Source organism: Arthrobacter sp. Z1-9, assembly GCF_054792695.1.
In genome coordinates, this window is sequence record NZ_CP096456.1 from 1,976,508 (window position 1) to 1,995,225 (window position 18,718).

At 66.5% G+C, this 18,718-nt stretch carries 21 protein-coding genes; 13 read left to right on the top strand and 8 right to left on the bottom strand.

Annotated features, from left to right (window positions below):
* Nucleotides 1–15: 15 nt before the first annotated feature.
* The 4 genes from M1D93_RS09050 to M1D93_RS09065 form a co-directional block, all read right to left on the bottom strand.
* Nucleotides 16–840 carry an anti-sigma factor gene (locus tag M1D93_RS09050; RefSeq protein WP_461174761.1) on the bottom strand — a complete coding sequence of 275 codons (825 nt, stop codon included), beginning with the start codon at nt 838–840 and terminating at the stop codon, nt 16–18.
* Nucleotides 827–1,510 carry an RNA polymerase sigma factor gene (locus M1D93_RS09055; protein ID WP_461174762.1) on the bottom strand — a complete coding sequence of 228 codons (684 nt, stop codon included), beginning with the start codon at nt 1,508–1,510 and terminating at the stop codon, nt 827–829. Before M1D93_RS09055 ends, M1D93_RS09050 begins: the two co-directional genes overlap by 14 nt.
* Complete coding sequence (locus tag M1D93_RS09060) at nt 1,507–2,244, bottom strand: class F sortase (RefSeq protein WP_461174763.1); 738 nt, start codon at nt 2,242–2,244, stop codon at nt 1,507–1,509. The genes M1D93_RS09055 and M1D93_RS09060 overlap by 4 nt, the downstream gene beginning before the upstream one ends.
* A gap of 143 nt (nt 2,245–2,387) precedes the next feature.
* Nucleotides 2,388–3,215, bottom strand: a complete 828-nt coding sequence (locus tag M1D93_RS09065) for a DUF4397 domain-containing protein (RefSeq protein ID WP_461174764.1) — start codon at nt 3,213–3,215, stop codon at nt 2,388–2,390.
* A 358-nt stretch (nt 3,216–3,573) separates the two neighbouring features.
* Here M1D93_RS09065 and M1D93_RS09070 point away from each other — a divergent pair, with 358 nt between their 5' ends.
* Nucleotides 3,574–4,089, top strand: coding sequence for a flavin reductase family protein (locus M1D93_RS09070; protein ID WP_461174765.1), 516 nt, complete (start codon nt 3,574–3,576; stop codon nt 4,087–4,089).
* Nucleotides 4,090–4,145: 56 nt separating this feature from the next.
* Here the strand turns inward: M1D93_RS09070 and M1D93_RS09075 are convergent, their stop codons facing one another.
* Nucleotides 4,146–4,559, bottom strand: coding sequence for a CBS domain-containing protein (locus tag M1D93_RS09075; protein WP_461174766.1), 414 nt, complete (start codon nt 4,557–4,559; stop codon nt 4,146–4,148).
* A 268-nt stretch (nt 4,560–4,827) separates the two neighbouring features.
* On the opposite strand from M1D93_RS09075, the gene M1D93_RS09080 reads away from it, so the two are divergent.
* The 4 genes from M1D93_RS09080 (at nt 4,828) to M1D93_RS09095 (ending at nt 8,683) form a co-directional block, all read left to right on the top strand.
* Nucleotides 4,828–5,139: a hypothetical protein gene (locus M1D93_RS09080; RefSeq protein ID WP_461174767.1), complete on the top strand. Its 312-nt coding sequence runs from the start codon at nt 4,828–4,830 to the stop codon at nt 5,137–5,139.
* Nucleotides 5,129–5,713 carry a hypothetical protein gene (locus tag M1D93_RS09085; protein WP_461174768.1) on the top strand — a complete coding sequence of 195 codons (585 nt, stop codon included), beginning with the start codon at nt 5,129–5,131 and terminating at the stop codon, nt 5,711–5,713. The genes M1D93_RS09080 and M1D93_RS09085 overlap by 11 nt, the downstream gene beginning before the upstream one ends.
* 25 nt (nt 5,714–5,738) lie before the next feature.
* Nucleotides 5,739–8,378: an ATP-dependent helicase HrpB gene (gene hrpB / locus M1D93_RS09090; protein ID WP_461174769.1), complete on the top strand. Its 2,640-nt coding sequence runs from the start codon at nt 5,739–5,741 to the stop codon at nt 8,376–8,378.
* Between the two features lie 152 nt (nt 8,379–8,530).
* Nucleotides 8,531–8,683 carry a hypothetical protein gene (locus M1D93_RS09095; RefSeq protein WP_461174770.1) on the top strand — a complete coding sequence of 51 codons (153 nt, stop codon included), beginning with the start codon at nt 8,531–8,533 and terminating at the stop codon, nt 8,681–8,683.
* Between the two features lie 59 nt (nt 8,684–8,742).
* Here the strand turns inward: M1D93_RS09095 and M1D93_RS09100 are convergent, their stop codons facing one another.
* Nucleotides 8,743–9,420, bottom strand: a complete 678-nt coding sequence (locus tag M1D93_RS09100; RefSeq protein WP_461174771.1) for an alpha/beta hydrolase family protein — start codon at nt 9,418–9,420, stop codon at nt 8,743–8,745.
* Nucleotides 9,421–9,489: 69 nt separating this feature from the next.
* Here M1D93_RS09100 and ligD point away from each other — a divergent pair, with 69 nt between their 5' ends.
* Nucleotides 9,490–10,512, top strand: coding sequence for a non-homologous end-joining DNA ligase (gene ligD / locus M1D93_RS09105; RefSeq protein WP_461174772.1), 1,023 nt, complete (start codon nt 9,490–9,492; stop codon nt 10,510–10,512).
* A 4-nt stretch (nt 10,513–10,516) separates the two neighbouring features.
* On the opposite strand, the gene M1D93_RS09110 is transcribed toward ligD, so the two are convergent.
* Entirely contained in the window at nt 10,517–11,137 is a 621-nt protein-coding gene (locus tag M1D93_RS09110) for an L-threonylcarbamoyladenylate synthase (RefSeq protein WP_461174773.1), read from the bottom strand.
* A gap of 161 nt (nt 11,138–11,298) precedes the next feature.
* On the opposite strand from M1D93_RS09110, the gene M1D93_RS09115 reads away from it, so the two are divergent.
* The 6 genes from M1D93_RS09115 to M1D93_RS09140 all read left to right on the top strand — a co-directional run bounded on the left by M1D93_RS09115 (nt 11,299) and on the right by M1D93_RS09140 (nt 15,343).
* The gene (locus M1D93_RS09115) at nt 11,299–11,736 is read left to right on the top strand and encodes a VOC family protein (RefSeq protein WP_461174774.1); all 438 of its coding nucleotides are present in this window, start codon (nt 11,299–11,301) and stop codon (nt 11,734–11,736) included.
* Nucleotides 11,737–11,789: 53 nt separating this feature from the next.
* Nucleotides 11,790–12,476: a hypothetical protein gene (locus M1D93_RS09120; protein WP_461174775.1), complete on the top strand. Its 687-nt coding sequence runs from the start codon at nt 11,790–11,792 to the stop codon at nt 12,474–12,476.
* Nucleotides 12,477–12,493: 17 nt separating this feature from the next.
* A complete protein-coding gene (locus M1D93_RS09125; protein ID WP_461174776.1) occupies nt 12,494–13,003 on the top strand; it encodes an HAD domain-containing protein in 510 nt (169 codons plus the stop codon).
* 163 nt (nt 13,004–13,166) lie between these two features.
* Complete coding sequence (locus M1D93_RS09130) at nt 13,167–14,498, top strand: inorganic phosphate transporter (protein WP_461174777.1); 1,332 nt, start codon at nt 13,167–13,169, stop codon at nt 14,496–14,498.
* Entirely contained in the window at nt 14,495–14,716 is a 222-nt protein-coding gene (locus tag M1D93_RS09135; RefSeq protein WP_461174778.1) for a hypothetical protein, read from the top strand. The genes M1D93_RS09130 and M1D93_RS09135 overlap by 4 nt, the downstream gene beginning before the upstream one ends.
* Before the next feature lie 72 nt (nt 14,717–14,788).
* The gene (locus M1D93_RS09140; protein WP_461174779.1) at nt 14,789–15,343 is read left to right on the top strand and encodes a dihydrofolate reductase family protein; all 555 of its coding nucleotides are present in this window, start codon (nt 14,789–14,791) and stop codon (nt 15,341–15,343) included.
* A gap of 28 nt (nt 15,344–15,371) precedes the next feature.
* On the opposite strand, the gene M1D93_RS09145 is transcribed toward M1D93_RS09140, so the two are convergent.
* Nucleotides 15,372–15,848, bottom strand: a complete 477-nt coding sequence (locus tag M1D93_RS09145) for a hotdog fold thioesterase (protein ID WP_461174780.1) — start codon at nt 15,846–15,848, stop codon at nt 15,372–15,374.
* 220 nt (nt 15,849–16,068) lie between these two features.
* On the opposite strand from M1D93_RS09145, the gene polA reads away from it, so the two are divergent.
* The gene (gene polA / locus M1D93_RS09150; protein ID WP_461174975.1) at nt 16,069–18,711 is read left to right on the top strand and encodes a DNA polymerase I; all 2,643 of its coding nucleotides are present in this window, start codon (nt 16,069–16,071) and stop codon (nt 18,709–18,711) included.
* The last annotated feature ends 7 nt before the right edge of the window (nt 18,712–18,718 follow it).

Here is an 18,718-nt window from a genome sequence, read left to right on the forward strand (position 1 = left end):
GCGGCGGCGCCATGGTCAGGAGCTGAGGGTGCCCCGGACGATGCTCACACTGGAGTGCGCCGGATTTCCGTCCAGCGGTTCATCAGAGATGTCCACAATGGGGTAGCCGGAGAGGTCCAGGCCCTCCGGAACGTCAAAGCGGCCGGAGGAGGAGTTCATGATCCCCAGGCTGACAAGCCGGGAAAGGTCCGGGGCAATGAGCCACACTTCCTGGTAGCCACGGGCCTCCGACTTGTCCAGCTGCACCTCAATGGTCCGCGAACCGTCGCCGGCCTCGCTCACGGTTGCCGATCCCGTGGCGGAGAACTGCTCCAGCGGTTCCAGGCGGGCCGAGGCGAGCGGAACCGGAGCGGCCGTCTGGTTGACGGCGACAACGACCCCGGTGGTGATCACGACGGCGGCCGCGGCGGCCACCAGCCAGGTAGCCGGCCGGCGAAGCCAGGTCACATTGCTGCCGCCCTTTGCAGGCGGGGTGTCATCCGGCCGGGCATTTGCCGGCGGCATAGTGGCGGACGGAGCATCTTTCGGAAACGGATGGACCGGGCGCAGGGCAGCGGGAGCATCCGGAGCGGAAGGACCTGCGGTGCGGGCGGAGCCAAGCGGATCCGCAGCGACGGCCTCGGAAAGTCCCAGCTTGCGGTGAATTCCTTCCCACACGTTTGCGCCCGGACTTTCCAGGGAGCTGGTGTCGGGGGTGGTCCTGACGGCGTTGACGGCCCGGCGGAGTGCGGCGTACTCCGCTGCGCACTCGGGGCAGGAACGAAGGTGGTTGCTACTGCCGGCATCCACGGGCTCGTCCAGGGCGAACAGGCTCAGGATTTCGGGGTCAAGGTGCTGCATGGTCCACCTCCAATCGGTGTCTCAGGTGGCTAAGGCTGCGGCGGATGTGACTCTTGACCGTACCAAGGGGAAGGTTCAGCCGGCGTGAAATCTGGTCGTGGGTCAGGTCGTCGTAAAACGCCAGGCGCATAATCGAGCCCTGGGGTTCGCCGAGCCGGTCAAGCTCCCCGTCCAGCAGCAGCCGGTCGGCCAGGACTTCAGCGGTAGAGGTGGCAGCTGCCTCCTCGGTCCCGGGCTGAAGTTCAACCGCTGCCAGCACTTTGCGGTTTTCCCGTGCGGACGCGCTCAGCGCATCGGTGACGGCGTTGCGGGTGATACCGACAATCCAGGCCGGCAGTTCCGCCTTGTAGGGGTCGAAAGTTGACCGTGATTTCCAGACGCGGATGAAGACTTCCTGGGTCACGTCGTCAGCTGTGCTGCGGTCCCGCAGCGCCCGGAGCGCCAACGTATAGACCAGGGGCGAAAACTGCCGGTAAGCCTCGGCGAGCGCAGCCTCGTCGCCTGCGGAGAAGGAGTGATCGAGCTGCCGGTCCCACCCGCCAAGACCGGAGGAACGGGAAGCCGTCCTGCCGTCGCGCTGCCCGTCGCCGGAAGGCGCCTGGCCAGAAGGTGCCAAACCGGCCTCCTTCCCCACCTCGGCGTTGAGTGTCAGGGCTGCGAAGCGGCTCATTCGAGTTCCGCAGTGACAATGACATTGTCACTGTAGTCCTGTTTCTCGTCCAGCCAGCGTCCTCCGCAGGTCACGATTTTAAGCTGGTGGGGCCCGTCCCGGCGAAAGAGCGACCCGCCGTCGAACTTGTCCTTGGCCATCAGCTCGACGGAGACCACGCGGTAGTTCAGGGCCGGTGCGCCTTGGCGCTCGACGGTAACGCGTGTACCGGCCGTGAGGCCGTTCAACTGGGAGAGCGGAGCCCGGTCCGAGGTGGTGTCCACATGGCCGGCAATGACGGCTGCCCCGGCAGCTGCGCCGGGCGCCGGACCATGCCGGTACCAGCCGGCCCGGTCAAAGGCGTCCGGGATCTCCATGGCGCCGTCCGGAGAGACGCTGACTTCCACAATGTCCATGCTGATCGTGGTGCCCTCGACCGCCAGGAAGCGCGGCGCCGGGTCTTTGGGTGCAGCGGGCGCGGGGGTGGCCCGGCGCAGCGGGACGTCCGGCAATGCAGCGGGTGCGCCTGAGGGTGCAGGTGACGCTGCCGGGGCGGCAGCGGGCTTGGACGTTGCGGCAGGGGAGGCCGCTTCCGGCAGCGGCGGTGCCGGCGTGCCGCACCCGGACAGCAGCGCCATGGCGGCAAGGACGACGCCGGCCGATATGGTGCGTGCCGTCGCTGCGTTGCGTGTGGTGCCCGCCTTCACACCGTTCGGGCAGTCCCGGACCCGCGGGTCCGTCGTCGTGCTTCGCATGGGAACAACCTCCTCTGGCAACGCGCTGAGTTGAATTCAACGCCCCCACATCCTGAGCGCGGGAACGGACGGGCCCGGGCCCGGCCGCCCGGCGAACAATGCCGGTCGGCCGGGCCATGGGTGTGTCAGGACCTGCAGCGCGCCTAGCTCACCCTGCGGAGGGCTGCCGAGCGGGAAACCGCCACTGCGCCCAGCAGGAGTGCGATCCCCGCAGCCCCGAATCCGGCCAGTACCAGAGCCTGTCCTGCGGTGCCCTCCTCAGCAGCACCTGAGCGTGCGCCCGGAACTGCGCCCGGAGCTGAATGCAGTCCTTCAATGGTCTGCACTGCGAGCTGCAGGTTCTTGTCGGCCAGGCTGCCCCAGGCGTACACGATGGTGTGCGTGCCTTCTGCAACCGTGACGTCAGCCGGTCCGATGACGGGCTGTGTGGTTCCCGCCGCTGCCACAGCGGCCGGGATGGTGCCCGGATCCAGCGTCAGTGTTTGTTCGTTCGGGTTGGCGAGGTTGGAGATGACGGCGGAACCGGCGGCCAGGACGTCGACGGCGGGAGCGGCAGCGGTGTGCCGGACCGTCAGCTTGCCCTTGCCCGGTTGAATCTGCGAGGCATCGTTGGTGAAGAGGTTCGCCGTGGGCTTGCCGGCGGCATCCAGGTTGGCCACCGCCGTGTAGTTGCCGTTGGCGGCGAGGGTCACGTTGACCGGGCCGATGACGGCCGCCGATGCGTCTGCTGCATCCGCGGCGGTGATGGCGAGGGCGTAGTTTCCTGCCGGAAGGGCCAGCGGGCCGGCCAGCGTGCCGGGGGTGAAGTCGTCCAGGGTCCGTTCGCCGTTGACCCAGACGTCGACAGTCAGGCCGGGGACTCCGTGCAGGACGGACAGCTGGGCGTCTCCTTCAGCGGCCTGGGCCGGGCCGGCGAAAGCCAGTGCTGCCGCGACTGCCACTGCTCCTGATGCGAAAATGCTGGTGCGCATGATTTCTCCTTCTTCGGCCCGCTGGGCGGGCGGTTTTTGCTTACACACCTAATACCGGCGCCGGTGCCGGTCTGGATGCAAAAACATGGAAAAAAGTTGAAAATAGTTGCGCGGCCGCCCGAGGGCCGGGGTGGGGGCCCGCCGTCGGATTACTCTCGGCGCTGCACCTGCCAGCGGATACACTGCAAGGCACGCTGGCCAGCGGGGGGATCTGACGCCCGGGCAGCCGTGGCTCCATTACGGCCGATGTACCGGTATGACCCTTCGTTGCGGTGCGCGTCGGTGCGTTGCACAGCGCTTGAACGTGGGGAATGCCTGATGGTTTGGTGAGGTAACGATCCAACGAGAGGGCCATCCCATGACAGCCACTGCAGACCTTGCTCCCCGCCGGCTTCGCGACATTTTCGGAACTTTCGCCACCGGTCTGACGGTGATCACCAGCGCCACGGAGAAGGGTCCGGCCGGCTTTACTTGCCAGTCCTTCGCATCGTTGTCCCTCGAACCTGCGCTCGTGACCTTTAGTCCGGCCAGGACGTCCAGTACCTGGCCGGTACTGCGGCAGGCAGGGTCCTTCGCCATCAACATCCTGCCCGCGGCGCACCAGCACCTCGCCGGGCAATTCGCCAGGTCGGGAACAGACAAGTTTGCAGGCGTCGGTTATTCAGCCTCGCCGTTGGGCAATCCCATCCTTGACGATGCCCTTGCCTGGATCGACTGCGAGCTCCATGCCGAGTACGACGGCGGCGACCACACCATTGTGGTCGCTGCAGTGAGGCACCTGAGCGCGCGGCAGGACGCCGAGCCGCTGTTGTTCTTCAAGGGCCGGTACGCCGGGATTGCCCCCGCTGGCCGCCTGCTTGAAGCGGCCAGCTAGGCACGCAGCCTACGGGCGGCGCCGGCGTGCCGCGCCGGGCCGCCACTGGCTGCCCATCAATACGATATAAACGCAACGAGTTCGCCGACGCGGTCCTCGGGGTAGTTGCGGGCAATGTCGGCCTGGCTTACGACTCCCACCAGGTCGTGGCCGTCGATCACGGGCAACCTGCGCACCTGGTGGTCCTGCATGGTCCGGATGGCTTCTTCAACCGAATCGTCAGCGCCGATGGTGACTGGTTTGCCTTCAGCAAATTCTCCAGCTGTAGCCGTGCGCGGATCCCCGCCCGCCGCGAGGCATTTAACGACGATGTCACGGTCCGTCAGCATGCCCTTGAGCCTGTTGTCCTCGCCGCAGATCGGCAGTGATCCCACGTCGAGCTCCTTCATTTTCCGGGCTGCTGCCTCGAGCGTCTCTTTCTCGCCCACGCACTCCGCGCCCCCGGTCATGATTTCCCGTGCCGTTGCCATGATCCTCTCCTCCATCCAAGGTGCCGTGCCGTGTCTGCGGCCGGTCCGGGTGGCCCTTCGGGGCATGGCCAGTGGTTCACAGCTCCGAAGACCCAGCCGATGGAAAAATGCTAAGCCTGCTGACCATCTGTGTCGAGAGCTGCGCCGCCGCCCCCGGACTGAGGAGCGTTTTGGAGGGGAGGCGGTTATTGCGTCACCGCGATCAGGTAGTAAGCTTACTGACCAATACTAGTAAGCTTGCTGATTAATCGAGGTTAGGAGTAGGGCCATGGGCACAGTTTTAGCTGCCGCCACGGCGCTGGCGCTTACCACTGCGGGAGCGGCTGCGGCTCTCAGTGCCCCCTTCGGCGCTGCGGGAAACGGGGGCCAGTATCTTGCAGGCCATGTGCTCTTGGGGCTGGGCCTCGGCCACTCGATCGCCATCCTGCTGCGGATCGCAACCAGGCGGCTGGTGGCGCGGCGGTCCGCCGGCAAAGCAACAGCTGCCACCGCCCCGGCCCCGGTACCCCTCGCCACAGTGACGGCCCTGCCAACCAGGCCTCCGGCGATGGTACCGCTGCGGGGCAGGCATGCCGCCTGAACCGCAGCCTTCGCGTGAAGACAAAGGAGGCAGGTCACCCCTGCGTCGCATCCGGGCCTGGCAAGGCGCCGCGGCGCTCCTGGCAGTGGCCGGCCTCGCCGCGGCGCTGTACGCCGCCTCCCCGCTCCTGGGGCCAGGGGATTCGGATGAAGGCACGCTCCGGGGGCTGCAGATCAGGGTGCTCACCATCAGCCAGGCTGCATCGGAAAACCGCATGGACGGGGCCCTTGCAGCGTTGGAGGCGCTGGAGAAAGACCTGAACGACGCCGCCACGCAAGGCCTGATCTCGGTGTCGCGTTACCGCGGAATTGAGGCAGCCGTGGAGGCGGTGCGGGCAGATATTTCCGGCCAGGTCGCTGCGGTGGCCGCTGCTGCCGCTGAAGCCCCAGCGGCCGGCACCGCAGACGCCTCGGCGGCTTCGGAACCCGTCCAGCAGCCTGTGCAGGTTGCACCACAGCCGCCCCTGATCGTTCCGGCACCCGCCCCCGACCCGGTGCCCGTGCAGGCGGAGCCGGTGCCGCCGGAGCCCGAGAAGGAAGCCAAAGGCAAGGGCAAAGGACAGGGGAAACCCTGAGTGCACTACCGGGCACAATGGACTGATGACTTCTCCAGGCAGGCAGCAGCAGACTGCCGCCAAACCCTTCGACATCGGGGCCATCGGCGCCGGCTTGGCCTTTGCCAGCTCAGCACACGCGCTGACGGAAGCTCTCACCGGCGCTAACGGCGACGGCGGCCCTCCGGCCGCCGTCGTGCAGGCCCCGCCAGGCACCGGCAAAACTACTCTCGTTCCGCCGCTGCTTGCGAACCTGGCGCAGGGCGCCGGCCGCGTTATTGTCACCCAGCCCCGCAGGGTCGCTGCCCGTGCCGCTGGCCGCCGGCTCTCGGTCCTTAACGGCAGCCGGCTGGGACAACGGGTGGGCTATGCGGTGCGGGGAGAGCGGCAGGCCGGTTCCGAAACACTCGTCGAATTCGTGACGCCCGGCATCCTGCTGCGCCGCCTGCTTTCCGATCCGGGCCTCGACGGCGTGGCCGCGGTGGTCCTCGACGAGGTCCACGAACGCGGACTTGAGACGGACCTGCTTGTCGGCATGCTCGCCGAGGTGCGGCAGCTGCGCGGGGACCTCACCGTCGTCGCCATGTCCGCAACCCTCGACGCGCCCCGTTTTGCCGCCTTGCTTCCCGATGGCGACGGAACACCGGCTCCCGTCGTGGACTCTCCGTCGGTGCTCCACCCCCTTGAAACAGCGTGGCGGCCTGCTGCAGGACCGCGTCTGGACGGCAGGGGAGTGGCACCCGGCTACCTTGAATACGTTGCCGCTACTGCGGCGGAGGAGCTCAGGCGGGCGCTCAATGGTGACAGCTCCAGCGATGCCCTGGTCTTTGTTCCCGGGGCGCGGGAGGTTTCCCGGGTGGCGGCGATCCTTCGCAGCCTGCCGGGACCGGCCGTCGACGTCCTGGAACTTCATGGGCAGGTGGGCCCGGCTGAACAGGACCGCGCAGTTTCTGGCCGCGCCCCAGGCGGCAACCCCAGAATCATCGTCTCCACCGATCTCGCTGAATCCTCCCTTACCGTGCCGGGTGTCCGGCTTGTCATCGATTCAGGCCTCACCCGGGAACCGCGGCGCGACGCCGGCAGGGGCATGAGCGGGCTGGTGACCGTTTCCTGCTCCCGTGCCTCAGCGGACCAGCGCGCGGGGCGGGCAGCCCGCCAGGGTCCCGGGCGGGTGGTGCGGTGCTATGACCAGCAGGCCTTCGGCGCGGCCCCGGCCCACGTAACGCCCGAAATCAAGGTGGCCGACCTGACCGGCGCGGCCTTGGTCCTGGCCTCCTGGGGTTCTCCGCGCGGAGAAGGGCTCGCGCTGCCGGACCAGCCGCCACAGCAGGCCATGGATGATGCCATGGAGGTCCTGCGCGAACTGGGCGCGGTGACAGACGAGGGCCAGGCCACCGGCATGGGAAGGCTCCTGGCCACCATACCGGCGGATCCCCGGCTGGCCCGGGCCCTGTTCGACGGCGCGGCCGCCGCAGGTCAGCTGCCGGCAGCCGAAGCGGTGGCGCTGGCGGCGGGTGGTTACCGCGCTCCCGGAGCTGACCTGACCCGCCTTCAGTCCCAGTTGCGGAATGAAGCGGGACCGGAAGCACGGCGCTGGGCGGAGGAATCCCGCCGCCTGGCCGCACTTGCACAGCAGGGCGCGCTGTCTGCTTCGCCCGCACCTCCCGCGCTGCCCGGCAAGGTTACCGGAGCAGCAGTGGTGGGCGCCGTCGTCGCACTCGCCTTCCCTGACCGGGTGGCACGCCGGGTGGACGGTGACATCCCCAACCGCTATCTTCTGTCCTCCGGGACCCGCGCCGGATTGCCTGCCGGCAGCTCCCTGTCCGGCCATGAATGGCTGGCCGTGGGGGAAGTGACGCGTGCCGGCGGAAGGGACTCGGCCGGAACCGGCGCGGTGATCCGCTCAGCAGCGCCGCTGGCACCCGAGCTCGCGGAGGCTGCTGCGTCGCACCTTCTGACAGATTCCGTCGAGGTGCACTTCGCCGCCGGCCGCCTCTCTGCACGGAGGGTGCGGCGCCTGGGGGCCATCGTCCTGGCCTCCACGCCGGTGCGCCCGTCACCCGCCGAGGGACGCGCGGCCGTAGCGGAAGCCGTGCAACGGGAAGGCCTTGACATCCTTGAGTGGTCGACGACGGCAGATGCTTTGCGCCGCCGTCTCGCCTTCCTGCACCGCGGGCTGGGCGGGCCTTGGCCGGACGTTTCGGACCAGGCGCTGCTGCTGCGGCTGGGGGACTGGCTGGGACCGGAGCTGGAAGCCCTCGCCGATGGAGCGGCCGCCCGCTCCATCAACCTGGCGGACCCTTTGCGCCGGTTGCTGCCATGGCCCGAGGCCGCCAAGTTCGATGACCTTGCCCCGGAGTGGCTCGAGGTGCCGAGCGGGTCGCGGGTCCGGGTTGAATACCCGGACGTTGACGACCCCACTGCCCGGCCGGTGGTGGCCGTCAAGCTGCAGGAGTGCTTCGGGTGGGCGGAGACGCCACGACTGCTCGGCGGCCGGGTACCGGTCCTGTTCCATCTGCTCTCACCGGCCCGGCGCCCCCTTGCCGTCACGGATGATCTGTCATCGTTCTGGTCCGGCCCCTATGCGCAGGTCCGGGCCGAAATGCGGGGCCGCTACCCCAGGCATCCCTGGCCCGAGGATCCGTGGACGGCCCCGGCCACCGCACACGTGAAGCGGAGGAAGTAGCCGCACAAGGGGTTGGCTCAAGCCGGCGCGGGGACGGCGTGAGAACTCCGATACACAGGTGAAACCTTGCGTCGATGGGCTGAAACATCCCGTGGTTAGGCTCGTTTCCACCTGGACGACGTTGTCCACACCCCGACTCGAAGGACGTGCAGATGTTTTTCCTCAACAGCCTCAACCTCTTGCTCGACGGCCAGCGCAATGATGACCGCCGCTCCCACAACGGCGGAGAAGGAGCGTCAGAGTTTCCGAATGGACAGCTGAGCTCCGCCGCCTGGGAAGGCTGGTGGCAGGACGACGCTGCATAGCAGCTGCCCCGGGCGGCGCCTGGTGCATTGATGGCCGCCGTCGGCGCCCCACGCCGCTGTCAGGAGTGGCCGTGGATGAAAGCCGCCACCGGCCCGGCAAGGGAGGCACCCACCTCGTCCGCCGTGCGTTTCAGTCCGGCGACGACGAAGGAGTGGTCACCGCCTTCCATCCACTGCAAAACGGCATTGGCCCCGATCCGCGAGACCACGCCCGTCAGGATTTCCGGTGTGGCGAACGTGTCCCGGCTGCCCTGCAGGAACAACATGGGCGTGGTCAGCCCGTACAGGTGTTCATCCCGCAGCTTTTCCGGTTTGCCTGGCGGATGGAGGGGGTAGCCCAGGTACACAAGTCCTGCCGCTTCCATCCCCTCGGCGACCGCCATGGATGCCATCCGGCCGCCAAAGGACTTGCCGCACGCCCAGATCGGGCCGGCGTCGTTATGGGCTGCTGCCTGCTCCGCCGCCGCGGCCAGGGCAGCGCGCCACGTGGCGACGGCGACCGGCGGCCGGTCGGGAAATTTCCGGCCCGCTTGGCGGTAGGGGAAGTTGAACCGCAGCGTTGCTGTCCCCAGCGCATTCAGCGCCTCCGTGAACCCGCGGAGGAAGGGATGCTCCATCCCGGCGCCCGCCCCGTGGGCCACCACAACGGTTGCGCCTGGATCATCCGGGCGGGCGTACACAGCAGAAACATTAACGTCACCCACCGCGAGGGTCAGGGGCAGTTCTGAGGCAGGCATGCCTCCATCATGCCGGACCCGGGACCCCAAATCTGCGCGCACACAGAAGCCGGGGTGTACGTTGTCCCCATGGCGAGCGAACAGACCACCATCACGGTTCCGGGCCCCGACGGCGGGCGCGAGATGCGCATTTCCAGTCCCGGCCGGGTCCTCTGGCCCGACCTTGGACTCACCAAACTCGACCTCGCACGCTATTTCGCGGACGTGGGGGAGGCGTTCATCGCGGCCAATGGCGACAGGCCGTTGGCGCTGCAAAGGTACAAGGACAACGTTGACGGCGAGATGTTCTTTTCCAAAAACCCGCCCAAGGGAACTCCCGAGTTCATCCGGACGATGAAAGTGGTTTTTCCGAGCGCGCGGTCCCATCCCATGCTGGTCCTGGACGAACCGGCCGCGGCCATCTGGGCAGTCCAGATGAACACCGTCGTTTTCCACCCGTGGCCGTCCCGTACCGCGAACACGGACAACCCGGACCAGTTGCGCATCGACCTTGATCCCCAGCCGGGGACCGACTTCGACGACGCTGTCCCGGCCGCGCTGGTGCTGAAGGAGGTCCTGGCCGAGGCTGGACTCACCTGCTTCATCAAGACCTCAGGCAACAGGGGGCTGCACGTGTACGCACCCATCGAGCCCAGCCGGGAGTTCCTGGATGTGCGGCATGCAGTGATTGCCGCGGCGCGGGAAGTTGAGCGCAGGATGCCGGAGAAAGTCACCACTGCCTGGTGGAAGGAAGAACGGGGCAAAAAGATCTTCCTGGACTTTAATCAGGCCAACCGCGACCGGACCATTGCCGGCGCCTACAGCCCCCGGGCCCTGCCGCATGCCTCGGTGTCCTGCCCCATCACGTGGGATGAACTGGAAACGGCGGATCCGAAGAACTTCACCATCCTTACTGTGCCGGACCGGCTTAAGACTGTGGGCGACCCTTGGGCGGATATGCACAGTAAGCCTGGAACCATCGACACCCTTCTGGAGTGGTGGGACCGGGACCTCAAGGACGGCCTCGAGGAGATGCCCTTTCCTCCCGACTACCCCAAGATGCCGGGGGAGCCGCCGCGGGTACAGCCCAGCCGTGCCCGGAAGCAGGATTAGGCGCCTACTCGAAGCGGGACGGGTCACCAGTGCCGCGGCGGACCACCTCGGCCACGCCGCTGGAAAAGTCCACCACGGTGGTGGGCTCGGCGCCGCAGTCGCCGGCGTCGATCACGGCGTCCACCTGGTGGTCCAGCCGCTCCTTGATTTCCCAGCCCTGGGTCAGCGGGTCCTCCTCGTCCGGCATCAGCAGGGTGCTTGAGAGCAGCGGCTCGCCGAGTTCGGCCAGCAGCGCCTGCACCACGCGGTTGTCCGGGATCCTGACTCCCACGGTCTTCTTCTTGGGGTGCAGCAGGCGCCGCGGAACTTCCTTGGTGGCCGGCAGGATAAAGGTGTAGCTCCCCGGAGTCACCGACTTGATGCTGCGGAAGACGTCGTTGCCGATGTTCACGAACTGCCCCAACTGGGCAAAGTCCCTGCAGACCAGCGTGAAGTGGTGCTTGTCGTCCAACTTCCGGATGGACCGGATCCGGTCGAGGGCGTCCTTGTTGCCCAACTGTGCCCCCAGTGCGTAGCAGGAGTCCGTTGGGTAGGCGATCAGCCCGCCGTCGAGCACTATGCGCACTGCCTGGGTGATGGCACGGGGCTGGGGATCCTGCGGGTGGACGTCAAAGTATCTGGCCATGCACCCGAGCCTACGTTCCCGGCCCCGCCGCCGCATGCATTACCGGCCGGGGCGCACCGGAAGCGGCCAAGGGCAGATCACCCCTACCCCCGGGGTTCCAATTGGGGCAGGATGTTGTCTGGTTTCATCCCTTTCGGTACAACTCAAGGAGATCCAGCCATATGCCCACCACCCTCAACCCGTACCTCGGCTTCCGGGATAATGCCCGTGAAGCCATGAACTTCTATCAGTCGGTTTTCGGCGGCGAGTTGACGCTCAGCACCTTCGGCGAGTTCCAGGCCAGCGAGGACCCGGCCGAGGCGGAGAAAATCATGCACGGCATGCTGACCACCACACAGGGCCTGGTGCTGATGGGAGCGGACACGCCGAACAGCATGGAGTTCAGCGCAGGCTCAGCCATTTCCATCTCCCTGAGCGGCGACGATGAGGCGGAGCTGCGCGGCTACTACGAAAAGCTCAGCGGTAACGGCGGCCATGTCACAGTGCCGATGGAGCAGGCCCCGTGGGGCGACGTCTTCGGGATGTGCACGGATCGCTTCGGGGTGGCCTGGCTGGTCAATGTCAACAACCCGGAGGCAGCAGGCCAGGCAGCCGGGTAAGCACCCCGGACGCTTCCTTGAGGAGGGGCGCCGCGCAGTGCGACGATGTACGCGTGGAGTCCCTCTTCGAGTTCCTCAGCGACAAATGGTGGCTTGTTTTTCCGATGTCCGCCCTGGCGGGACACTGGGCGAACTCCTGGCGCAAAGCCGGCGACCGCCGGCACCAGCGCAAGGTGGAGCTCTACAAGCTCAAGAACGAGGCACGTGAGGCTGGGAAGGCGTCGGCCGCGGAGGTCGAGTCCCTGATGGCCGCCCATGATGCCGCCAACAAACGCTGGCTGGATTACGAACTCGACGTCGGCAAGCTGATCGACTTCCCGCTCATGACCGATGTCCGGGAACCCCTTACGGTGGCGTTCCTTCGGGCCAAAAGGGAGGCCGACTGGCTCCGGCCGGCAGCGGCGGTGGAGATGACCTCCCACCCGCGCCTTGAGGCGTACCGGAAAGCCGTGGACGGATTCAGCTTGGCGCAGGACGTCGCCGAGCGCGAGGCCAAGCGCCTCAGGGACAGCAAGTTCACCGGACCCGAGCGGGAACGGCTGGCCACCGCCCGGCAGCTGCTGAAAATTGCGGAAAACCATGCCGCCACCCCCGCGGAACGCCAGGCTGCCTACAAGCGGGCCCGGCGGGAACTGGACGGCCTCATCGTCCTTCCCGACGTGACCGTGGCGGCACTCGAAGACAAAATCGCGTTAATGCTGGGCCCGGGCGCGCGGCCCTCTGATTCCCACCACGCCTGACCCGCCGGTAAGTGACCGTGGCCGTCCGAACGCTCTACGTTGACGTCGACGGCGTCATCTGTCCCTTCGGTCCCGGAGGGCGCACCGGTTGGGGAACCCCGTGGAGACGTGCCGATGCGGGGCTGCTGCCGGTGGCGTTCGCATCCGAACTTGTCGAAGGACTCAACAGCCTGGCTGCCATGCCCGGGCTGCGGTGCGTCTGGCTGACCAGCTGGGACGAACTGGCGCCCGAATACCTTTGCCCGGCCATCGGACTTGAGGGCGGCCGCTGGCCCTTCCTGACAGCGGACGGGCCCGGAAGCGGACCCGGCTGGTGGAAGCTCCGCGCCATCCAGGCCCATATGGAAGAGACAGGCCCCGCCGCGGCGGCCTGGGTGGATGACCAGCTGGCGTTCGAGGCCGAAGCCCAGGCCTGGGCGGGGATCATGGGCCGGCGTTTGCTCACGGTGTCGCCGGACCCCCGGCGGGGAATTTCGCCCGCGGAAATGGACGCCGTCGCGGCCTTCCTCACAGCGCCGGTGTTTTGACCTCCTGCCGAGGGCGCGTACGATCGATAAGGTTTCTCGCCGGCTGCGTTGGTCCTCTCTTAACGGCGCAGGTCATTCCAAGCGAACAGCTGGTGAATTATGCTGTGCAAGGCAGCCGGGGGAAAGAAACTGCTGAACGTCGACTCTGCAGATTGGGCAACAGGTGGATATCACCTTCATGGTGGCGCTGGTCATCGCACTGGCACTATTTTTCGACTTCACGAACGGCTTCCATGACACCGCGAATGCCATGGCTACGCCCATCGCAACCGGTGCCATCAAGCCGAAGACCGCGGTAACCCTCGCGGCTGTTTTGAACCTGGTAGGTGCCTTCCTGTCCACGGAAGTTGCCAAGACGGTATCCGGCGGCATCATCCGTGAAGGTTCCGACGGCGTACAAATCACGCCGGAGATCATCTTCGCCGGTCTTATGGGAGCGATCCTGTGGAACATGATCACGTGGCTGAAAGGCCTTCCGTCGAGTTCCTCGCACGCCCTGTTCGGCGGCCTGATCGGTGCGGCCATTGCAGGCATCGGCTTCAATTCGATCAATCTTGAGGGCCTGCTCCAGAAGGTCATCCTGCCCGCGATCTTTGCTCCGCTCATCGCCGGCATCGTTGCCTACGTCTGCACCCGTCTCGCCTACGCCCTGACGGCACGGCAGGATCCCGAAACCGGCAGCAAGCTCACCCAGAAGCGCGGCGGTTTCCGTACCGGGCAGATCTTCACCTCCAGCCTGGTGGCACTGGCACATGGCACCAATGATGCCCAGAAGACCATGGGTATCATCACCCTGGTCCTGATTGCCGCGGGCACGCAGACACCGGGCTCCGGCCCGCAGTTCTGGGTGATCGCCGCCTGTGCCTTCGCGATTGCCATCGGCACTTATGCCGGCGGCTGGCGCATCATCCGCACCATGGGTGCCGGGCTCACGGAAGTGAAGCCCGCGCAGGGATTCGCCGCCGAGACCAGCACCGCGTCGGCCATTCTCGCGTCCTCGCACCTCGGCTTCGCACTCTCAACCACCCAGGTGGCGTCCGGTTCCGTCATCGGCTCCGGTATGGGGCGCAGAGGAACCAGTGTCCGCTGGAACATGGTGGGCAAGATTGCACTGGGCTGGCTCTTCACTCTTCCCGCCGCCGGCATTGTGGGCGCCCTGACCGCGCTGCTGGTAAAAACCGGCGTAGTGGGGGTCCTGATTGCGGCCGTCGCGGGCACTGCAGCTGTCCTGTTTATGTTCTTCTACTCACGCAAGTCCGCCGTCGGCCATCACAACGCCATTGAGGTGGAGGAAGCCGGCCAGGCCGTGCGCTTCGCCAAAAAGAAGGCGATGGCCCGGGCGCGCGCCAAGGCCAAGGCCCATTCGAAGGCCAAGGCCGAAGCGAAAACCAAGGCTGAGGCCAACACCGATGCCACCACCGGCGCCGAAGCCACCACCAACGCCGAGGCCGGTACTGAAACCGAAGCCGTGACAACGAAGGATGCCCAACGATGAAGTGGTTGGAACTGCTGACCGTGGCAGGAGCCACCCTGTCGGCCGCAGTGACCGTAGTGGTTCTTTATTCGCTGGGCGTTCGGCTGACGGCCATTGCCGGCGACGCCCAGCAGGCTTCACCTGGGGTGAAGCGGTCCCTTGCGTACGTGTGCTTCGGCCTGTGCGGACTGGCCGTGCTTTTTGGCCTGTACCTGATCATCCCGTACTTCTCCGGCTAGCGCCTCCGTACCACCCAAAGCAACAGCCGCCGGGCCGTTGGCCGGACGGCGGCGGGTGGCTAGGCTGGGGCCATGTCCCGGATTCAGTATTTTGTCGCCGCGTCCCTTGACGGGTTTATTGCCACGTCCACAGATGATCTGGATTGGCTGCTGCAGTTCGAGGGGTTCGAGGGCGGCAAGGAAAGCTACGAGACGTTCATGGCGGGCGTCGGCTGCATGGTTATGGGCGGCGGGACGTATGCCTGGCTGATGGAGCATGAGCCAGGCATATGGCCCTACCCCGACACCCCCTGCTACGTCTTTACACGGCATGAGTACGCCGCACCCGACGGGGCGGACATCACGTTCGTCCGCGGGAGCGTCACTGAGTTCATTGCCGACTTCGAGTCGGACGCGGCAGGCAGGAACGTCTGGGTGGTGGGCGGCGGAGACCTCGCCGCCCAATTTGCCGACGCCGGGCTGCTGGATGAACTCATCCTCTCCGTCATTCCCGTCGTGCTCGGGGACGGCAAGCGATTGCTCCCGTTGACGGGCCCGACGCCGCCACTTGAGTTGACAGCCTCCCGCGCCATGGGCAGGGGCATCGTCGAGCTGCGGTACCTCCTGAAGACAAAACCCGGCGGATAACAGGTCTTTTCCTGGACTGCAGGAAGCTCTAGCCCTGCACGGGTGCGGCGTTATCCCGGATCATGTTGGTGATCCGGGCGGTGGACAGCCGCCTGCCTTGCTCATCCGTCATCACGATTTCGTGCGTCGCAAGAGTCCGGCCGAGGTGGATCGCGGAGCAGGTTCCGGTGACCGTGCCCGCCGCGATGGACCGGTGATGGGTGGCGCTGACCTCGATGCCCACAGCGTGGCGTCCTGGCCCTGCGTGCATGCCTGCAGAAAAAGAACCAAGCGTTTCGGCCAGCACCACGTGGGCACCGCCGTGCAGGATTCCTGCCACCTGGGTGTTTCCGTCCACCGGCATGGTGGCCACCGTCCGCTCCGGACTCATCTCCACGAAGCGGATCCCCATCTTCACCACCAACGCGCCTATCCCGAATTGACCCAGCCAGCCGTGCAGGTGCTCCGGGACACCGGCGGCAGTGAGCTCGTCAGCGAAGGGGCCGGGCGTGAAATTGTCCATCATGGCAACTAGGCTGGCACCTGTGAGTGAAACAACCAAACCGGCCCCTTTCCCGTCCAATGTCCTGCAGGAGGACAACGCCCCGCAGGGCTCAACCACCCTCGAGGACGCTGCTGTTCAGGACACGGTTCCGGGCCAGGCCGGTGGATCCGTTTCGTCCACTGCCGCCCCCGTGGTTCCCATCACCGGCCAGCCTCGGCTGCTGGTACTGGACGGGCATTCCATGGCCTTCCGCGCCTTCTTCGCCCTCCCTGCGGACAAGTTCTCCACCGCGAACGGGCAGCACACCAACGCCATCCACGGCTTCACCTCCATGCTGATCAACCTCATCAAGGAGCAGCAGCCCACCCACATCGCCGTGGCCTTCGATGTCTCGGATGAGTCCACCCACCGCAAGGTTGAGTACAGCGAATACAAGGGCGGCAGGAACGAGACTCCCCGCGAGATGAACAACCAGATCGACCTCATCGGCCAGGTGATGGAGGCGTGGGGCATTAAGACCATCAAAATGCCTGGCTACGAGGCCGACGACATTCTTGCCACCCTTGCCGCCATGGGCGAGAAGGCCGGCTTCGAGGTCCTGCTCGTCTCCGGTGACCGGGACGCTTTCCAGCTGATCACGGACAACGTTTTTGTCCTCTACCCGAAGAAGGGCGTCAGCGACATCCCCAAGATGGACGCCGCCGCCATCGAGGCCAAGTACTTCGTCAGTCCGGCCCGCTACTCCGACCTCGCCGCGCTGGTGGGGGAGACGGCCGACAACCTGCCGGGCGTGCCCGGCGTCGGCCCCAAGACGGCCGCCAAGTGGATCAACCTCTACGGGGGCCTGGAAGGCGTACTGGAAAACCTCGATTCCATCGGCGGGAAAGTGGGTGACGCGCTGCGCGAGAACGTGGAAGCCGTCAAGCGCAACCGCCGCCTGAACCAGCTGCATACAGACCTTGAACTTCCCGTCACCCTCGATGAGCTGTACGAGCCCCGGCCGGACCAGGCAGCCCTTGAGGACCTGTTCGACCAGCTGGAATTCAAGGCCATCCGCGGCCGGCTCTTTGCGCTGTACGGCGACGACAACACTCCCGCGCCTGCGCGTGCGAGCATCGAAACCCCTGAGTTCATCACACCCTCCGGTGCGGCGGAGCTCGCTGAATTCCTGACGGCGGCCGCGGGCCGGCGCTGCGCCCTCGCCGTTGACCTTGTGCCTGGACGGATCGGGGAGGATGCTGCCGGGCTGGCCATCGTCCGCGACGGCGCCGCCGCGTACATCGACCTTTCTGCCCAGGACGCCGAGGCGGAAAACGTCCTGGCTGCCTGGTTGCGCGACCCCGAAGCCCCGAAGGTGATGCACGGGTTTAAGGCTGCCCTGAAGGCCCTGACCTCCCGCGGCCTGGAGCTTGAGGGCGTGGTGGACGATACGTCCATCTCCGGCTACCTCATCCAACCGGACCGCCGCACCTACGAACTCGCCGAACTGGCCCAGCACCACCTCAACGTCGGGATCCCCGCCGCCACGGCCAAAGCCGGCCAGCTGGAGCTGTCTTTCGACGGCGACGACGAAGCAGCAGCGGGCGCACTGGTGCAGGCCGCCGCCGTCGTCCTGGAACTGAGCCGCTACTTTGAGGCGGAACTGAAAGAGCGCCGCGCCGAGGAGCTGCTGTCCACCCTGGAGCTTCCGGTCAGCCGCGTCCTGGCCGACATGGAACTCGCAGGCATTGGCATCGACATGGACCGCATGGACGAACAGCTCGCGGACCTTGCCAGGGTCATCGACACCGCGCAGGAACAGGCCTTTGCGGCCATCGGCCACGAGGTTAACCTCGGATCACCCAAGCAGCTGCAGACCGTGCTGTTTGAGGAACTCCAGCTGCCCAAGACCAAAAAAATCAAGTCCGGCTACACCACCGACGCCGCGTCACTGAAGAACCTGCTGGACAAAACCGGCCACGAGTTCCTGGTCCAGCTCATGGCCCACCGGGAAGCCGCCAAGCTGCGCCAGATGCTGGAGTCGCTGAAGAAGTCGGTGGCCGAGGACGGCCGTATCCACACCACCTACGCCCAGAATGTTGCGGCAACGGGCCGGATTTCCTCCAACAATCCGAACCTGCAGAACATCCCCATCCGCAGCGAAGAAGGCCGCCGCGTCCGTGGGATCTTCGTGGTCAGCGACGGCTATGAGTGCCTGCTGTCCGCGGACTACTCCCAGATCGAAATGCGCATCATGGCGCACTTGTCCGGCGATGCCGGCCTGATCCAGGCGTACAAGGACGGCGAGGACCTGCACCGGTTTGTGGGGTCCAACATCTTCCACGTGCCCACCGAGGAAGTCACCAGCGCCATGCGCTCGAAGGTGAAGGCCATGTCCTACGGGTTGGCTTACGGCCTGACGTCCTTCGGGCTGTCCAAGCAGCTGGAAATCTCCGTGGACGAGGCCCGCACCCTCATGAAGGACTACTTCGACCGGTTCGGCGCCGTCCGCGACTACCTCCGCGGCGTGGTGGACCAGGCCCGCGTGGACGGCTACACGGCAACCATCGAGGGGCGCCGCCGGTACCTCCCGGACTTGACCAGCACCGACCGGCAGCTCCGGGAGAACGCTGAACGGATCGCCCTCAACAGCCCCATCCAGGGCTCGGCAGCGGACATCATCAAACGGGCCATGCTGGGCGTCCACGCCGAACTCCGGTCGCAGGGCCTGAAATCGCGGATGCTCCTGCAGGTCCACGACGAACTGGTCCTTGAAGTCGCTGCGGGGGAGCGGGCAGCGGTGGAGAAGCTCGTCACCGAGCAGATGGCAGCCGCGGCGGACCTCACTGTCCCGCTGGAGGTCCAGATCGGTGTCGGACCCAGCTGGTACGACGCCGGGCACTAGGACCGGC

Excerpts from the sequence above, each read along its gene's own strand:
- M1D93_RS09050 (WP_461174761.1), bottom strand. The coding sequence starts at position 840 with ATGCAGCACCTTGACCCCGAAATCCTGAGCCTGTTCGCCCTGGACGAG.
- M1D93_RS09055 (WP_461174762.1), bottom strand. The coding sequence starts at position 1,510 with ATGAGCCGCTTCGCAGCCCTGACACTCAACGCCGAGGTGGGGAAGGAG.
- M1D93_RS09060 (WP_461174763.1), bottom strand. The coding sequence starts at position 2,244 with ATGCGAAGCACGACGACGGACCCGCGGGTCCGGGACTGCCCGAACGGT.
- M1D93_RS09065 (WP_461174764.1), bottom strand. The coding sequence starts at position 3,215 with ATGCGCACCAGCATTTTCGCATCAGGAGCAGTGGCAGTCGCGGCAGCA.
- M1D93_RS09070 (WP_461174765.1), top strand. The coding sequence starts at position 3,574 with ATGACAGCCACTGCAGACCTTGCTCCCCGCCGGCTTCGCGACATTTTC.
- M1D93_RS09075 (WP_461174766.1), bottom strand. The coding sequence starts at position 4,559 with ATGGCAACGGCACGGGAAATCATGACCGGGGGCGCGGAGTGCGTGGGC.
- M1D93_RS09080 (WP_461174767.1), top strand. The coding sequence starts at position 4,828 with ATGGGCACAGTTTTAGCTGCCGCCACGGCGCTGGCGCTTACCACTGCG.
- M1D93_RS09085 (WP_461174768.1), top strand. The coding sequence starts at position 5,129 with ATGCCGCCTGAACCGCAGCCTTCGCGTGAAGACAAAGGAGGCAGGTCA.
- hrpB (WP_461174769.1), top strand. The coding sequence starts at position 5,739 with ATGACTTCTCCAGGCAGGCAGCAGCAGACTGCCGCCAAACCCTTCGAC.
- M1D93_RS09095 (WP_461174770.1), top strand. The coding sequence starts at position 8,531 with ATGTTTTTCCTCAACAGCCTCAACCTCTTGCTCGACGGCCAGCGCAAT.
- M1D93_RS09100 (WP_461174771.1), bottom strand. The coding sequence starts at position 9,420 with ATGCCTGCCTCAGAACTGCCCCTGACCCTCGCGGTGGGTGACGTTAAT.
- ligD (WP_461174772.1), top strand. The coding sequence starts at position 9,490 with ATGGCGAGCGAACAGACCACCATCACGGTTCCGGGCCCCGACGGCGGG.
- M1D93_RS09110 (WP_461174773.1), bottom strand. The coding sequence starts at position 11,137 with ATGGCCAGATACTTTGACGTCCACCCGCAGGATCCCCAGCCCCGTGCC.
- M1D93_RS09115 (WP_461174774.1), top strand. The coding sequence starts at position 11,299 with ATGCCCACCACCCTCAACCCGTACCTCGGCTTCCGGGATAATGCCCGT.
- M1D93_RS09135 (WP_461174778.1), top strand. The coding sequence starts at position 14,495 with ATGAAGTGGTTGGAACTGCTGACCGTGGCAGGAGCCACCCTGTCGGCC.
- M1D93_RS09140 (WP_461174779.1), top strand. The coding sequence starts at position 14,789 with ATGTCCCGGATTCAGTATTTTGTCGCCGCGTCCCTTGACGGGTTTATT.
- M1D93_RS09145 (WP_461174780.1), bottom strand. The coding sequence starts at position 15,848 with ATGATGGACAATTTCACGCCCGGCCCCTTCGCTGACGAGCTCACTGCC.
- polA (WP_461174975.1), top strand. The coding sequence starts at position 16,069 with ATGGCCTTCCGCGCCTTCTTCGCCCTCCCTGCGGACAAGTTCTCCACC.